Annotated in this window: 10 protein-coding genes; 5 read left to right on the top strand and 5 right to left on the bottom strand. The window is 64.1% G+C overall.

Annotation, left to right across the window (positions count from 1 at the left end):
- The 4 genes from TR61_RS09960 to TR61_RS09945 form a co-directional block, all read left to right on the top strand.
- On the top strand, positions 1-3,689 hold a 3,689-nt coding region (locus TR61_RS09960; protein ID WP_050929832.1), incomplete at its 5' end, for a MupA/Atu3671 family FMN-dependent luciferase-like monooxygenase.
- A 2-nt stretch (positions 3,690-3,691) separates the two neighbouring features.
- On the top strand, positions 3,692-4,384 hold the full coding sequence (locus TR61_RS09955) for a 4'-phosphopantetheinyl transferase family protein (RefSeq protein WP_082181913.1): 693 nt from the start codon (positions 3,692-3,694) through the stop codon (positions 4,382-4,384).
- Positions 4,385-4,397: 13 nt separating this feature from the next.
- On the top strand, positions 4,398-5,351 hold the full coding sequence (locus TR61_RS09950) for a hypothetical protein (RefSeq protein ID WP_050929830.1): 954 nt from the start codon (positions 4,398-4,400) through the stop codon (positions 5,349-5,351).
- Complete coding sequence (locus TR61_RS09945; RefSeq protein ID WP_050929829.1) at positions 5,348-7,075, top strand: hypothetical protein; 1,728 nt, start codon at positions 5,348-5,350, stop codon at positions 7,073-7,075. The genes TR61_RS09950 and TR61_RS09945 overlap by 4 nt, the downstream gene beginning before the upstream one ends.
- On the opposite strand, the gene TR61_RS09940 is transcribed toward TR61_RS09945, so the two are convergent.
- Positions 7,072-8,283: a glycosyltransferase gene (locus TR61_RS09940; protein WP_050929828.1), complete on the bottom strand. Its 1,212-nt coding sequence runs from the start codon at positions 8,281-8,283 to the stop codon at positions 7,072-7,074. The two genes, TR61_RS09945 and TR61_RS09940, sit on opposite strands and share 4 nt — an antisense overlap.
- A gap of 237 nt (positions 8,284-8,520) precedes the next feature.
- Here TR61_RS09940 and TR61_RS09935 point away from each other — a divergent pair, with 237 nt between their 5' ends.
- Positions 8,521-9,879: an oligosaccharide flippase family protein gene (locus TR61_RS09935; RefSeq protein ID WP_050929827.1), complete on the top strand. Its 1,359-nt coding sequence runs from the start codon at positions 8,521-8,523 to the stop codon at positions 9,877-9,879.
- Between the two features lie 9 nt (positions 9,880-9,888).
- Here TR61_RS09935 and TR61_RS09930 read toward each other — a convergent pair whose 3' ends face one another.
- From TR61_RS09930 to TR61_RS09915, 4 genes are all read right to left on the bottom strand, one after another.
- Positions 9,889-11,199, bottom strand: coding sequence for a GumC family protein (locus TR61_RS09930; protein ID WP_050929826.1), 1,311 nt, complete (start codon positions 11,197-11,199; stop codon positions 9,889-9,891).
- Between the two features lie 143 nt (positions 11,200-11,342).
- Positions 11,343-12,455, bottom strand: a complete 1,113-nt coding sequence (locus tag TR61_RS09925; RefSeq protein WP_050929825.1) for a CpsD/CapB family tyrosine-protein kinase — start codon at positions 12,453-12,455, stop codon at positions 11,343-11,345.
- 113 nt (positions 12,456-12,568) lie between these two features.
- The gene (locus TR61_RS09920) at positions 12,569-13,312 is read right to left on the bottom strand and encodes a sugar transferase (RefSeq protein WP_050929843.1); all 744 of its coding nucleotides are present in this window, start codon (positions 13,310-13,312) and stop codon (positions 12,569-12,571) included.
- A 496-nt stretch (positions 13,313-13,808) separates the two neighbouring features.
- Positions 13,809-14,705 (bottom strand): LysR family transcriptional regulator, encoded by an 897-nt coding sequence (locus TR61_RS09915; RefSeq protein WP_050929824.1) that lies wholly within the window; start codon positions 14,703-14,705, stop codon positions 13,809-13,811.
- Positions 14,706-14,739: the final 34 nt, after the last annotated feature.

Genomic DNA, 14,739 nt, shown 5'->3' with positions numbered 1-14,739 from the left:
TGCGCCTGCCGGTCTTTTTGCCCGAAGACGACGCCGCCCTGCAAAAGGCGCATGAAGAGATCGCCGCCCATGACCCGTTCTGGCGCAAAACCCTTGCCGGAGCCCGGCCCGCGCAGTTGATGCTGGCCAAGCGGGCCGACGGCAAACCCGATTGGCAGACCCTGCCCCTGCCCCTACCCGACCACGCGCTGGAAGCAGCACTGATCTGGGCGCGGCTGTCCTGCGGACCGGATCAGCCGGGCGATCTGGCCGTCGCCTCAACCTCACTTCTCAAGGCGCATCAGGCCGCACCCGGCTATTTCGCCGATTGGTCCCCGATGACCCTGCCCGACGTGGCGACCAAGGCCCAGCATTTCGACGCCGTGACGGCAGAAATGACACAACGCGCCACCCGCGCAACCTTCGCCCGTGACCTGATCCTGCGCGATCCTGATCTGGGCGCGCTGGACACGCCCCATCTGGCCATCGCAGCAGGCGCGGAACCCGTGCAAGGCTCCGTCATCTGCGCCACGCCGGATACCGGGCATATCCATTACGACGCCACCCGCATCGACGCCGCCATGGCGCAGATCCTGGCCCAACGGTTGGCCCATATCGCCGAGTGGCTGGAGCAGGCGGAGAATGACACAGCCCTTGCCGATTGCCCGGCCCTGCCGCCCTCGGAACGCGCGCTGCTGACCAGCTGGAACCAGACGGCAACCCCCTATGACCAAAGCCTGACAATTCCCGCTGCTTTCGACCAGCAAGCCGCCAAATCACCTGATGCCACAGCGATCGTTTTTGAAGACCAGCAGATCACCTATGCCGATCTTGGCCAGCGGGTCGACGCCATTGCCCATGCGCTGATCGCGCAGGGCATCGAACAGGGCGCGCATGTGGGTCTTTACACCCGCCGCTCCATCGACATGGTTGCGGCCGCTTTGGGCATCATGAAAGCCGGTGCCGCCTATATCCCGCTTGACCCGGATTACCCCGCCGACCGGATCGCGCATTACATCGCCGACAGCGGGACACGGCTGATTGTGACGCAAAAGGGCCTCGCGGCCACCCTGCCCACCCATGACGCGCAGCTTCTGGTCCTCGACGATGTGACCCCGGCGCCGGAACCGGTGCAGACAAGGGCCGACGCGCTGGGCACCGCCTATCTGATCTATACCTCCGGCTCTACCGGAGTGCCCAAAGGCGTCATGGTCACCCATCGCAACGTGGTCAACTTCTTCACCGGCATGGATGCCGAGATCGACCAGACCCTGGGGCAGACCTGGGCGGCGGTGACCTCCATGGCGTTCGATATCTCGGTGCTCGAGCTTTTCTATACCCTCGCACGCGGGTTCAAGGTCGTGCTGATGGGCGATCAGAACCGCGCCGCCGTGTCGAACGGCCCAATCCGCCTGCCGGGCCGCAAGATCGACTTCAACCTGTTCTATTGGGGCAATGACGACGGCGTGGGTCGGGACAAATACGCGCTTCTGCTGGAAGGCGCGAAATTCGCCGATACCCATGGGTTCAACGCGGTCTGGACGCCGGAACGGCATTTCCACGCCTTCGGCGGCCCGTACCCCAACCCATCGGTCACCGGCGCCGCCGTCGCCGCCGTTACCCGTAACCTGTCAGTGCGCGCAGGCTCCTGCGTGGCGCCGCTCCACCACACCGCCCGGATTGCCGAGGAATGGTCCGTCATCGACAACCTCACCAACGGGCGCGCGGGGCTGGCCATCGCCTCGGGCTGGCAGCCGGATGATTTCGTCCTGCGCCCCGAAAACACGCCGCCCGAAAACAAACCCGCCATGTACCGCGCGATCGAGGATCTGCGCAAACTCTGGCGCGGGGAACCTGTGGGCTTTGCCAAGGCCGATGGCTCCCTGCATGACGTCGTCACCCAACCGCGTCCCGTGTCGAAAGAACTGCCAATCTGGGTGACCACGGCAGGTAATCCCGATACCTGGCGCGAAGCCGGTGAAATCGGGGCCAATGTGCTGACCCACCTTCTGGGCCAGAGCGTGGACGAGGTGGGCGAGAAAATCGCCATCTATCACGACGCGCTGCGCAAGGCCGGCCACGACCCGGATGATTTCACCGTCACGCTGATGCTGCACACCTATCTGGCCGCTGACCGCGACACCGCCCGCGACGTGGCGCGCGGCCCGATGAAAGATTACCTGCGCTCTGCCGCCGGGCTGATCAAACAATATGCCTGGGCCTTCCCGGCCTTCAAAAAGCCCAAGGGCGTGACCAATCCGTTCCAGATGGATCTTGGCTCGTTGTCCGAGGATGAACTTGAAGCCATCCTCGATTTCGCGTTCGAACGGTATTTCGAGGACTCCGGCCTGTTCGGCACCGTTGATGACGCACTGGCCCGCGTCGAACAGGTCAAGCGCATCGGCGTTACCGAAATCGCCTGCCTGATCGATTATGGCATCCCGGTCGCGCAGGTGATGGACGGGCTGCGCCCGCTGGCCCAGGTGCTGAAAGCCGCCAATGCGCCAGCGGAACTGGCCCCGGACGACTTCTCCCTTGCCGCACAGATCATCCGCCATGACGTGAGCCATCTGCAATGCACGCCCTCCATGGCGCAGATCATCGCCATGAATGACGAGGCGCGGCTGGCCCTGTCGCGCGTCAGACAGTTGCTTATCGGGGGTGAGGCGCTTCCGGGCGCGCTGGTCACTGACCTGCGCAAAGCCACACGCGCGCGCATCACCAACATGTACGGCCCGACCGAAACCACGATCTGGTCCACCATGATGCCGGTGCCGGACGCACCCGGCTCCACCGTGCCCATCGGCAGGCCCATCGCCAATACCTCGCTGCATGTTCTGGACGCCTCGGGCCGCGAAGCGCCCGTGGGCGTCGCCGGAGAACTCTGCATCGGCGGCGATGGCGTGACCCCCGGTTACTGGCAGCGCCCCGAGATGACGGCAGACCGTTTTGTCGATTTGGGTGACGCCCATGTCTATCGTACTGGCGATCTGGTCTGCCTGCGCGGCGATGGCGTACCGGAATTCCTGGGCCGCAACGACACTCAGGTCAAAATCCGCGGCCAGCGCATCGAACTAGGCGAGATTGAGGCGGCCATGACCGAGATGAACTTTATCTCTCAAGCCGTTGTTACAGATCGAAAAACACAATCCGGTGCCGTAGCGCTTGCCGCCTATTACACCGCGCAAGGCCCGGTGGACGAGGCCGCCTTGCGCGCCCACCTCACCGCCCATCTGCCCGATGCGATGGTGCCAGCCAGTTTCACCCGGATGGATGCCTTCCCGCTGACGCCCAACCGCAAGATCGACCGCAAGGCCCTGCCCGATCCCCAGGCGCCGGCGCTTCCGGCCGATCCACCCCGGCCCGTGATCGTCAGCGACACCCGCAACACCGGGCAACAGATCGCGCAGATCTGGCGCAACATTCTGGGCGTTCAGACGATCGGGCCTGACGACAATTTCTTCGCTTTGGGTGGCCATTCGCTTCTGGCAGTGCAGGCGCATCGGGATATCAAGGCCGCCCTCGGGCGCTCAGATATCTCGATCACCGATATCTTCCGCTTCCCCACACTCGCAGGTCTGACCCGGCATCTCGACGGCAGCAACACGTCTCCTCAAGCCCCGGTAGAGCCCGCCTCGGGCCAGACCCGCAGCGACGTGATCCTGAAACGCAAGGCAATGCGCGCAAACCGGCGCGCGAAAGTAGGTTAAAGATGGCCCTTCAAGCTCCTGTTCCAAATATGCTTTATGACCTTGAGAAAGATGTAACCGCCCTTCTCCCATGGGACCTGTCGGTCGCGGTCACCGATCCCACGCATCCCCGCTCTGCCGCCTATCCGGAAGAAGCCGCCTGCCTGCCGCCCATGCGCGCCATCCGTCGGCGTGAATTCCTGGCCGGACGCGACGCGCTGCGTCAGGCCATCGTGGGGCTTCGTCTGCCACCCTGCGCGATCCCCATGCGCGATGACCGCGCGCCAGAGCTGCCTGACCATGTCCGCGCCAGCCTCAGCCACAGCGGTGCACTTTGCGTGGCCATCGCCGATCTGGCATCCAATACCAGCGGGCTGGGCGTGGATATCGAACCTATCGAAGGGCTTGACCCCGCGCTTTGGGACACCGTCTGCACCCGCGCGGAACGCGCCTGGCTTGCCAGCCTGCCGGATGCGGCTCGCCCCCTCGCGGCCAAACGGATCTTCTGCGCCAAGGAGGCGGCATACAAATGCCAATACGCGCTGTCCGGGGCATTGCTGGACTTTGACGCTTTTGACATCATCTTCCCCGACCATACCGGGTTTCGCGCCACGTTCCGTCAATCGGTGGGGCCGTTTTCTGCAGGTGACCGGATCACGGGCCGCCATGGGCAGATCAGGGGCCATCTGATCTGCGTGGCGCGCATTCCGGCATAAGACAGGGACCAGCATGCGCAAGAGACGACTGACAACGCTTCTCATTCTGGCGGCGATCATGGCCGCGGCGCTTTACGTCTTTCGCCCGGCTCTTGATGCACAAACCCAGGAGCTGCTGGACAAGGCCCATGCCACGCCGCTTTCTCCACCGCTTGAGCCACTGCGCGTCTTCCATCTGGGTCATTCGCTTGTGGGCCGCGACATGCCCGCCATGCTTGAACAGCTTGCAGGCGCAGGCCACAGCCATGCCAGCCAGTTGGGCTGGGGCACCTCCCTGCGCCAGCACTGGTACCCCGAAGTGCCAATCAACGGGTTCGATCAGGAAAACGACCATCCCCGCTTCCTGCCCGCGCGCGAGGCGATCCGTTCCGGAGATTTCGACGCCGTCATCCTGACCGAAATGGTCGAACTGCGCGATGCCATCGCCCATCACGACAGCCCCAAGTACAAAAGCAACTGGGCCGATCTTGCGCGCGAAGCCTCGCTGACGACCCGCGTCTATCTCTATGAAACCTGGCACCGGCTGGACGATCCCGACGGCTGGCTGACCCGTCTGGACCGGGATTTCGAAACGCTGTGGCAGGGCAAGATTCTGGCCGGCGACATCCGCCAATCGGGCACGGACCGCGCCACGCGCATTATCCCCGCAGGCCAGGTTATGGCCGCATTCACCCGCCGCGTCGAAGCGCAGGGCGGCGTGGGCAATGTGGCCGACCGTACCGCGCTGTTTGCCCGTGACGCGAACGGCGCGCTGGACATGATCCACCTCAGCGATCTGGGCAAATACCTTGTGGCGCTCACCCATTATGCGGTGCTCTACAAACGCTCGCCCATCGGGCTGCCCGCGCAACTGAACCGCGCCGATGGCTCCCCCGCCACTGCGCCCACGCCCGACGCTGCCCGCCTGATGCAGGAGGTCGTCTGGCACGTCATCCAGAACCTGCCGGAAACCGGCGTGGGGACATGATCCGGCGCGCGCTTGCGCTGATCGGCTGGTGTCTTCTGGCACCGCTGGCAACCGCCGATCCGCAACCGATCCCACCCGCGCAGCCGGACAGGCCGGTGCCCATGTTCATCAACCTCTCCACGCTGGCCGATTGGGGCACGCAACAGCCCTTTATCGACCGCATGAAGGCCGCCCGTCCCTGGATCGGCCATCTGCCCGGCCGCTGGGGCGGGATGACCGACACCGACCTGCATGCGCTGGGGCTTCTCGACGCGCAGGGCTGGCCCACACGCATCCCGGGCGAGCTTGGCTCCATCGGAACGCTGATCATGACCGATCTGCCGGAAGAGGCTATGACCCTCTCGGGCCGCTACCTCCTGCGATTTGAAGGCGACGGGATTGTCGAGGTTTCGGGCCGCGCGCAGAATGTCCGCTATGGCCCCGGCCGCATCAGCTTCGATTTCACCCCCGGCCCCGGCGGGGTCGACATCAGGATCCAGCGCACCGACCGGCAGGGCACCGGGGATTACCTGCGCAACATCACCGTCATGCGCAAAGATCGTGCCGCGCTTTACGATCAGGGCGCCGTCTTCAACCCCGATTTCCTGGCCGTGCTGCGCGGGTTTGACGGGCTGCGGTTCATGAACTGGATGCAAACGAACAATTCCACTTTGACTGCGTGGGAAGACCGCCCCCGCCCGGACGATTACAGCTTCACCTGGCGCGGCGTCCCGATGGAGATGATCCTGGACCTTTCAGCCCGGATCGGTGCCGACACCTGGCTGACCCTGCCGCATCAGGCCGATGACGGGTTTTTCCGGAACACTGCCACAATGGTGAAAGACCGCCTCCCGACAGATACCCGCGTCTTCGTCGAATACTCGAACGAGGTCTGGAACTGGGGCTTTGCCCAGGCCGCCTGGGCCGATGCGCAGGCAAAGGTGCGTTGGGGACAGGACAATCAGTGGATGCAATTCTACGGCATGCGCGCCGCTCAAATGGCGCAGATCTGGCGCGATGTCTTCGCGGACCGTCCCGACCAACTGGTCACCGTCCTGTCAACTCAGGCCGATTGGCTGGGGCTTGAGGATCAGGCGCTTTACGCCCCTCTCTGGCAGGCTGAAACGCCCGGCAACCCTGCGCCTTATACGCTGTTCGACGCCTATGCCATCACCGGATATCTCCAGGCCGGTCTGGGGGAAGAGCCGAAACTGCCCCTGCTCCGCCAATGGCTGGCCGAGAGCCGCGCGCGGGCCGAAGCCGCCGCCGCCGAACAGGGCCTGACGGGTGCAGCCTACGACGCCTATGTCACCCGCCGCGCCTATGACCACGCCACCGCGTTGGCCGCGTCAGAGCTGTATGACGGCAGCATCAGCGGTGCGCCGCGCGGGTCCATTGCCGATCTGAAAACCCGCGTTTTCCCTTATCACGGGGACGTGGCCCGCGCCCACGGGTTGGAGCTTATCATGTATGAAGGCGGAACCCATGTGGTGGGCGTGGGCGCATTGGTCGAGGATGAGGCGCTCGACGCCTTCTTCCGGCATCTGAATTACAGCACGGAAATGGGAGCGCTTTACGCCCATCTGATCGCGGGCTGGTCTGCCGTCACCGACGGTCCGTTCAACGTCTATAACGATGTCTCGCGCTTGTCGAAATGGGGCAGCTGGGGCGCTTTGCGCCATTTGGGCGACGACAACCCCCGATGGGACACCATTTTGCGCTTTCGCGAGGGCGTCGCGGATTAATCCCCCGTTTGCGCCCGCGCCATAAGCTGCAACAGCTTGCGCGCCTCGACCCCGATATCGTGGCGCTCCAGCGCGCGCATGCGCCCGGCCTCACCCATGGCGCGCAGTGTCTCAACCGGAGTTTGCGCCAGCTCCTCCACCGCCTGCGCCAGCGCCTGATCGTCGCCCGCAGGCACCAGCCAGCCGGTGTCGCCGGGGATCACCAGTTCGGGAATGCCCGCGACATAGGTGGCGATCACCGGCCGTGCGCTGGCCATCGCCTCCATGATCACCATGGGCAGCCCTTCGGCAAAACTGGGCATGACCAGCGCCTTAGCCGCGCGAAGCTCATTCCGCACACCTTCTTCATCCAGCCAGCCTGTCAGCGTGACGTGATCGCCCAGCCCGGCCTGCGCAATCGCCTCCTCCAACACGGGCCGCAGCGGTCCGTCGCCCAACAGGCGCAAAGACACATCCACCCCCGCAGCCCGCAGCCGCGCCATGGCGGCGATCAGCACCAGTTGCCCCTTCTGTTCCGCAAACCGGCCAATCGACACCAGCCGCACAGGCCCTTCCGCAACCTCGGTCACATCGGCAAAGCGCGCAGGCTCGATCCCGCAATGCACCACTTGCACCTTGGGCCATTGGTGCGCCTCAACCCAGCGGCATAGCTGGCTGCGGCCATATTCACTGACCCCCACGGTGAAAGCCGATCCTTCGATCTTGGTCCCCAGCGACAGGGCGCGCGGGCTGTCGAACTCCTCTGGCCCGTGCACGGTGAAACTGTACCCCACACCGCCAAGCACATGGGCCAGCGCCGCCACAGCCGCCGAATTCGTGCCGAAATGCGCGTGCATATGGGTAATCCCGGCCTCGCGCAGGGCGCGGGCCACAAGGCAGGCTTCCGCCAGATAGATCAGGTGACGGATGCGCCCCACATGCGACACCCGCCCCATCGCCATCGCCAGCCGCAAGGCCCCCCAGAACCGGCGCGGCGCGCGCAGCGCTTCACGCAGCAGCCCACCCAACAGACCCAAAGCGCCTGCATCCAGAACATAGGCGGTCCGCGCGCCTTCCTCCCGGTCCAGCGGATCGACCAGCGCCATGTCGCTGCGCCGCATCGCCAGCCGCAATACCGCATGGCCCTCCGCCTCGATCGCGGCCAGCTCGCGGCGGATAAAGCTTTGCGAGGGCTGAGGATAGGTATTCAGGATATAGGCAAGCTTCAAAACGGCCTCTTGCGCGGTGGATCGCCCCTGTTCCTAGCGACTGAAATCGGCGCTGGAAAGACACGCCCCCAGCCTTAGCATCAATCCGCCAAAGCCCGCGGCACTGTTTCGCCAAACCCGCGATTTTCCTGGGAAATCCGACAAGAATGACACAAGCCGCCGCACCGGTTTCACCCTTGATTGACGCCGGTTCATGGCAGGCCTAGCGTCGCAGGCAAGAACAGCGGTCGGGGACAGATGGCACGCTTGGCAGAGTATATCCACGGCTCGGGGCTGATGGCGCGCATCCTGCGATCCGCCTCGTGGATCACCGTGGGCTACGGGGCCGGTCAGGCGCTGCGGCTGGCGTCGAACCTGATCCTGACGAGGATCCTCTTTCCCGAAGCGTTCGGACTGATGGCGCTGGTCACAATGGTGACGATCGGACTTGCGCTGTTCTCGGATCTGGGGATCTTCCCGGCCATCTCCCAATCCAAGCGCGGCGACGATCCGGATTTTCTGAACACGGCCTGGACGCTGCAGATCATCCGGGGCGTGGTGCTTTTTGCGCTGACCTGGGTCCTGGCGGGGCCCATCGCGGATTTCTATGACGAACCGCTGCTGGCCAGCTACCTGCCCGTGGCAGGCTTGTCGCTGCTGATCCTGGGCCTGCAACCCACCCGTGTCGCCACCGCGCAGCGCCACCTGGCGGTCGGCCGTGTGACCGCGCTGGACCTGACATCCCAGGTCATCGGTCTGGCAGTGATGATCGCGCTGGCCTGGGCCACGCGTTCGGTCTTTGCGCTGGTTCTGGGCACCGTGATCCAGGCGCTTGTGCTTTTGATCCTGAACCACGCCTTCCTGCCCGGAGAACACAACCGCCTGCGCTGGGACCGCAGCGCGGTGACCGAGCTTTTCGGTTTCGGCAAATGGATCTTCCTGTCCACCGCGTTTTTCTTCTTCACCACGCAGGGCGACAAGGCGGTGCTGGGCAAATACCTGCATCTGGATTTGCTGGGCATCTACAATATCGGCTATTTCCTGGCGAGCTTCCCCATCGCGCTGGGTATCACGCTGGCGCACCGGATGCTGATCCCGATTTATCGCGAGCGCCCGCCCCGCGAAAGCCCCGAGAACTTCCGCAAACTGGCCCGCATGCGCCATGTCGCCACCAGCGGCCTTGTGACGATGCTGGCGCTGCTCGCCTTTGGCGGGCCGTGGCTTGTCGGGCAGCTCTATGACGACCGGTATCTGCTTGCGGGCGGGATCGTGACGCTGATCGCAGCGGTGAAGATGATCCAAGCCGTCGGCGTGACCTATGACAACGCCGCGCTGGCCGCAGGGGATTCACGCCAGTATTTCGTCTTCAACGCCACCCGCGCAACGCTGCAGGTGGGCTTCCTGCTGATCGGTGTCACAACCTTCGGGCTGGTGGGCGCAATCGTGGGCTTTGGCCTTGCGCTGATCTGCGCCCATCCGGTGCTGATCTGGCTGGCGCGCAGCCACCATGTCTGGGATCCGCGCCATGATCTGCTGTGGTTCGGCGTGGTTCTGGTCCTCAGCGCCGCCGCGATCTGGATGAATTTCGACGCGATCCGCCCCATGATCGGCGCGTAAGACGCAGCGCTAGGATTGGCGCATCTTGCGCGGCTTTTCCGATTGCGTCGTCACCGGCACCTGCCCGTTGAACCAGGCGCGCAACCGCGCAAGCCGTCCGGGTTTGCGACGGCTGACGGCCACATTGGGCAGGGTGATCACGGGTGTGATGCCAATCTCGCGCTCCATCTGCTGGGCCGTGCGGATCACCGGATGGCGCAGCTCAAGAAGGAAGGCCAGAACCACACCCAGGATCATCGCCGCGCCGGTGCCCAGAATGACCGTCCGCTTGCGGCTGGGCGTAACGGGATGTTCGGGGATATCGGCCTGCTCCAGAATGACCAGACGTTCCGATTTCCGCTCGGTCTCCAGCCGCAGGGCCACCTCGGCCTCGGCCTTCCGGGTCGACACCACGTCGAACTGTTCCCGAAGCTGCGCCAATTCGCGCTCGTAATCGCCCAGACGCCGCTCCACCTCGGGCGAGGTTTCAAGCGACGCGGTCAGCGCAGACTGGCGCGCCTCCAAAAGCGCGCGCTGTTCGCGCAGGTTCAAAAGCTCGGCCTCCAGCGCACGCACCTCCCGCTCCACCGTCACCTGACGGCGTTCTTCGGTGTCGATCTGGTCCAGCTGACGCTGCACGCCGATCATCTCGCGCTCGATATCCAGAAGGGCTGTGCTCAGCGCGGCAATCTGCGTGCGTGTGAATTCCACCGATCCCGGCAGGCTGATCTGCTGGCCCGCGCGATACTCGGCGATTTCATCCTCCAGCGCCTGCAGCTGACCGAACAGCTGCTCCTCCTGATTGGAGAAAAACTGCAGCGTGGTCGTCGCCTCGTCGATGCGCCGCGCGGCATAAAGCTCGACCGTGCGCTGCGAAATCTCCCGTGCAACCTGCTGGGCCTGACGCGGATCGCCCAGACGCACCACGATGGTCAGCGCCGACAGCTCGCCATCGTCCAGCGTCCCGTCGCGTGCCGCCGCCACCCCCTCCAGCCGGATCGCTTCACGCAGTGCCTGCGCCTTTTCGGCCAGGCTCATGGCAGGCAGATCGTCATAGATCCCGTAGTGTTCGATGATATCCAGAAGCGTGCCGCGCGAGGTCATCTGATGCTGCACGCTTTGCAGCCGCCGCCCCGAGGACCCCTCGACAATCGACGGCGCCATCTCGTCGGCAATCAGCGGGCGTTCCACCTGAATGACCTCGACCGCCTGGTATTCATGCGGGGTCGACAGCGCCAGAAAGACCGCAGCCAGCGCACCCAATACGGTGACGGCAAAGACCAGCATGGCGCGACGGCGCAGCATGTCGATCACATCTTCCAGAGTGTAAATCGGCCCCATTTGCCTATCCCAATCGCCGTTTTCGGCGCTCTGACTGCTCGAACCCCCGCATTTGTCGCAGGGCATTACGCGCATAACTATCAGAACAAACGGGCGAAACTATGACAAATGCGAAATTTCCCATGGCGCCATATCGGCAAGGATCAGACGATCAGATCCGCGTTCCCTTCCGCGCGCCCCCGGTTCAGGACGACACCCAGAAGCTGGGTCTGCCCCTCAAGGATACGCTCACAGGCCGAGATATGTTCAGGCAGCGTCTGGGTGCCATCGGCGACCAGCAACACGCCATCCACCTGCGGCAGAAACGCCGCCAGATCGTCATGGGACAGCATCGGCGGCAGGTCATAGATCACCAGATCCGGGTCCAGCGCGTCGATCATCTCGTCCAGAACCACGCCGGTCAGCGGATCATACAGCATCTCCGAGGCCAGCGGATTGGGCGCATCCGACAGCCCCACGGCCAGGGTTTCACCCGGGCGCACCAGGTATTCGTCCAGCTCGGATTTGCCTGACAGGAACGCATCCAACTGGTGCGGATGGCGCACGCCAAGCGCCTCGGCCACGCCGGGGCTGCGCTGGTTCATGTCCATCAGGATCGTCCGGCTGCCCGGCACGCGCGACAGGCTCAGCGCCAGGTTCACCGCCGTGAAGGTGGTGCCGCAGCCGGGCGTGGGCGAGACAATCGCGATCTGGCGCCAGCCATAGGCGCGGATCGTCCGCACCAGACGGGTGCGCAGCAGGTCAAACCCCTTGGCAATGGGATCGGCCCGGAAATATTCGATCAGCGACGGCAATCCGCCCCGCGCGGGCCGGCCATCCAAACGCGCGCCCAACTGGATGCGAGGCAGCATGGCCCACAGCTCTTGCGGGGAATACATGTCCATCAACAACTCGTCTTCGGCAGGGACCGCGTGGTCAGCGCCCAGGGCAAAGGGCGCGCGCGGTTCCGAGGGCTCCTGCACGCCCTGCGCGGCAAAAGCACCCTCGGCCGGAACGTCGAAAACGGTGTCATCCGCTTCAACTGTCGTCTCTTCAACACTGTCGGAGGCCAGCGCGTCTTGCCCACGAAGCTTCGGCTCCGCCCCGCGGCTGATGTCTTCTGCCGGTTCGGGCAAATTCGTGACGGGTTCCGGCGCAGTCGCTTCCTCAACAGCCATACCCGGCGCTTTGCGGCGCCGGATCACAACCCAATCGGTATCGCTGTCCAAGCTCTTGTCGGTCTTCATCTCGGGTCGAAGCACATAGGAATCTTTCATCTCCCGCGCCTCCCTTTCTGTCTTACCGGCCTGTCCTGCCCTGCCCCTTCGGGTCATCGGGCACGTCCGGCCATCACTCGTCAACTCTCACTCATCCGGGGCCATACCCCACCTCAATAGCCCGTCCGCCGCAGCACCACACCCAATGTGCGCCACATGATCGCCAGATCCGCCCCCAGGCTTTGCGAGCCATGGTATTGCGCATCAAAGCTCCGCCGTGTCTCGAACCCGTTTTCATTGCGCGCCGAGACCTGCCAGGCCCCGGTCAGACCGGGCCGCATCGCGAAATAGGCCCGCGGATCACCATAAAGCGGCAATTGCTGCGGCATCATCGGGCGCGGGCCCACCAACGTCATCTCGCCCTTCAGCACGTTCCACAGCTGCGGCAGCTCATCCATCGACGTGACGCGCAACAGTTGTCCCACCCGCGTAATGCGCGGATCGTTCTTCAGCTTCTGGCTGTCATCCCATTCCGCGCGCAACGCGGGGTCCGAAGCCAGAATGTCCTCAAGCCGCTCATCGGCATCGCGCACCATCGTGCGCAGCTTGACGATGCGAAACCGCCTGCCGTTCCGGCCCAGGCGATCCTGCGTGTAAAACGGCAACCCGCCTTCAATCCACAACGCCAACGCGCTGATCAGGATGATCGGCACCGTGACCGGCAGGCTGAGCAGCACCAAAGCGATGTCCAAACCCCGTTTGCCCCAAGCGCGATAGCCCGCCCGGTCGGACGGGCGCAGATCGGCTCCCCCACCTGGCAGGACCCGCGCGTCCTGCAACGACAAAGCCGGTTGCGCAGGCGCACCAAACTTGGGCACGGCAGACGTTAACACGTCGTCACGCGCGAAATCCTTCATCATTGCCCCCCACAGCAATGGTCTTCAGCCAGGCCGATACATTCGGGATCCACGCATACGCGCGAAACGGCAGACCTATTCCAAAAAACACCCGGCACAGCAGATTGCCGGAACCACTTACACCGCCTCTGAACATCCATCCCCGTCAGAAAGCGGCTGGCGCGTGTGCCCCATCTCGGCCACGTTTTCGCCATGATTAACCTATCAGATTTGCGCAGAATTTCGCGCAAATTATCAATGAACACAGTGTTTCCGACCTGGCGTTAATACCAAGGGGAAAATCCGCAAAAACAGCTCACAACACGGCGAATCTGTGGCAATTGTTGCCAAGGCCGCGCCAATCCAGCACAGATGGCACAACCAGCACGGTTTTTGCGCATCTCAGGGACAACCGCCCCGCCCCGAGCAGGACAGGTTTTCGCACAGGATTTGCCCGATTCCGGATTCTGCGAATCGGCAAAAAGGGCGATATCTCCCGCAGGGTTTGGTTTCGTTTCTAAGCCGAAAATCCGCCCTTCAGGATCTCTTCCTCGAAGAAGGCGGAAAAGGCCGCAACCGGCGGCGGCAGCTTGGTATAGGGCGGGTAATACAGCGTCAGCCACAGCGGATCAGGCCGCCAGTCGGGCAGCACATGCACCAGCCGGCCCGCCTCCAGCCCGGTCGCCACGATGAACCGGGGCAGCAAAGCGACGCCCGCCCCCTGCTCGGCCATCTGCGCCAGCAGATCACCATTGTTGCTGGAAAATCCACGCCCCGCCCGCAGACTGCGCCGTTCGCGCCCATGGCTCAACGACCACTTTTCCCCCGCCGGGTCCGAACCGTAACTCAGGCAACGCTCCGCGCGCAGATCATCGGGGCTTCGGATGGCGGCCTCCGGCACCTCTGGCGCACCGACCAGAAGCCGCTCCACCCCGCAGATCTTGCGCCAGATGGTCGACCGATCCTCGGGCGGGCCCGAAATGCGCACCGCCAGATCCACACTGCCATCCAGAATATCGACAAACCGGTCTGTCATATCCACGCTCAGCCGCACCTGCGGATGGCTCAGCCGGAACCGCTGGAGAATATCGGGCAGAACCCGCAACCCGAAGGACACCGGCACCGACAGGCGCAGATCCCCATGTGCCGTGGCATCCCGGTGGCGCAGACTGTCCATCGCCTCGTCCAGATCAGTCACCAGATGGCCGATGCGCGCGGCAAAGGCGGCCCCTTCTGACGTCAGCGACACCTTGCGGGTGGTCCGCACGAACAGCTGGGTGCCCAACTCCTCCTCCAGCGCCGCGATGGCGCGCGTGACCGAAGCCGGCGTCGTGCCCATCCGCCGCGCGGCTTCGGCAAAGCTGGCATCGCGGGCCACTGACAGAAACAGGCGCAGGGCATGGAGGTCGCGCATTATTACGTTTTCCGCAATATTGAATTGAACATTA

This window comes from Aestuariivita boseongensis (assembly GCF_001262635.1).
In the GTDB taxonomy this organism is placed as follows: Bacteria; Pseudomonadota; Alphaproteobacteria; order Rhodobacterales; family Rhodobacteraceae; genus Aestuariivita; species Aestuariivita boseongensis.
Note: the sequence above shows the minus strand (reverse complement) of the source record. Positions and strands in the feature narration are given on the sequence as shown.

Bases quoted from the DNA above. Each gene is read 5' to 3' on its own strand.
- TR61_RS09915 (WP_050929824.1), bottom strand. From the start codon at position 14,705: ATGCGCGACCTCCATGCCCTGCGCCTGTTTCTGTCAGTGGCCCGCGAT.
- TR61_RS09930 (WP_050929826.1), bottom strand. From the start codon at position 11,199: ATGGGGCCGATTTACACTCTGGAAGATGTGATCGACATGCTGCGCCGT.
- TR61_RS09950 (WP_050929830.1), top strand. From the start codon at position 4,398: ATGCGCAAGAGACGACTGACAACGCTTCTCATTCTGGCGGCGATCATG.
- TR61_RS09920 (WP_050929843.1), bottom strand. From the start codon at position 13,312: ATGAAGGATTTCGCGCGTGACGACGTGTTAACGTCTGCCGTGCCCAAG.
- TR61_RS09935 (WP_050929827.1), top strand. From the start codon at position 8,521: ATGGCACGCTTGGCAGAGTATATCCACGGCTCGGGGCTGATGGCGCGC.
- TR61_RS09955 (WP_082181913.1), top strand. From the start codon at position 3,692: ATGGCCCTTCAAGCTCCTGTTCCAAATATGCTTTATGACCTTGAGAAA.
- TR61_RS09925 (WP_050929825.1), bottom strand. From the start codon at position 12,455: ATGAAAGATTCCTATGTGCTTCGACCCGAGATGAAGACCGACAAGAGC.
- TR61_RS09945 (WP_050929829.1), top strand. From the start codon at position 5,348: ATGATCCGGCGCGCGCTTGCGCTGATCGGCTGGTGTCTTCTGGCACCG.